Source organism: Acinetobacter sp. 1294596 (assembly GCF_000582925.1).
Taxonomy (GTDB): domain Bacteria; phylum Pseudomonadota; class Gammaproteobacteria; order Pseudomonadales; family Moraxellaceae; genus Acinetobacter; species Acinetobacter radioresistens.
In genome coordinates this window covers 1-1,175 of sequence record NZ_JFCC01000101.1, presented here as the reverse complement: position 1 = coordinate 1,175, position 1,175 = coordinate 1, and the positions used below count along the sequence as shown (strand labels likewise).

Here is a 1,175-nt window from a genome sequence, read left to right as displayed (position 1 = left end):
CTCTGAACATCTTATGAAGTCATTTAGAACGCTTCTAGAGCGTCGTAGGGACTATGAAAAGAAAGGACGAGGTTTTAATGAGTTCTGTAAGGTTCAAGGTGCTATGTATTCATATGAGAATACATTCAATGAGAAAACAGGCGAATGGCATCCGCATATTCATATGTTTGCACTGGTTGACCAGTGGATTGATCAACAAGAATTTTCAGAATACTGGCACAGTGTTACTGGTGATTCTATGGTGGTTGATGTCCGTAGAGCTAAGAGAGAAAAGGGACATTGATATAGCAAAGCTGCTGCTGAAGTCTGTAAATATGCTTTGAAGTTTGGCGATCTGTCTGTTGAAAAGACTTGGGAGGCTTTCAAAGTTCTCAAAGGTAAACGCTTAACAGGCTCTTTTGGGCTTCTGTGGGGTGTCAAAATTCCTGACACAATGACAGACGATATGCCAGAAGAAGATTTGCCTTATCTTGAAATGCTTTACAAGTTTACATACGGCAAAAAGTCTTACTATGACTTACTGATAACAAGACAAGTAGAGCCAAAACCGCATAAGGACGAGAGTGCGAGGAGCTGCGACGAGTGCGAGCGGAGTTCTGCGGGACAGGCTCAAGCGTTTGAATGTGATGTGCCGTTCCGTGAACGGACATCATCACAGTTCAAACGTAAAAAACCTCACTGGAGACTTCCACCTAAAACCCGGGTACGTGTACTCCAAAGAATCCGAAGATGGGACGGCATTATGTACAACATTGATTTATTCCCATATTTCGAACATAGGCTATTAGCTTTCATTGGTTAGACCGTTTCTTGAGAAACGCGGAAGCGTGCATTCTGAAAAAACTCACCACTTTTGAAAAAAGTGTAGTGAGTACACTTTCTCCAGTAGCCGAACGAGTGTCTACGAGTGACGACTCCGAAATAAGAATTTCAAAACCTTCCTTCCCTGATTACCAGCTCCCCTTAGTAGCCTAAGCGGGAGCTTTTAGTCATCCCGAATGGGTGACGACGCAATACTATTTGATTTTTTTATGATTCAAGGTATGATTCATTGTGAATCACATTCCTATATATGAAAAAATCAGGTGAGAATATGCAAATTGATGAACCAACAAACTTCCAAGTATTCATGGCAGAAGTAAACAAGACAGCAAAGACAGAAAGTATTGGTGTTT

Annotated in this window: 1 pseudogene; it reads left to right on the top strand. The window is 41.4% G+C overall.

Annotated features, from left to right (window positions below):
• Nucleotides 1–283, top strand: a pseudogene (locus tag J502_RS16420) (protein rep); the annotation flags it as partial.
• Nucleotides 284–1,175: the final 892 nt, after the last annotated feature.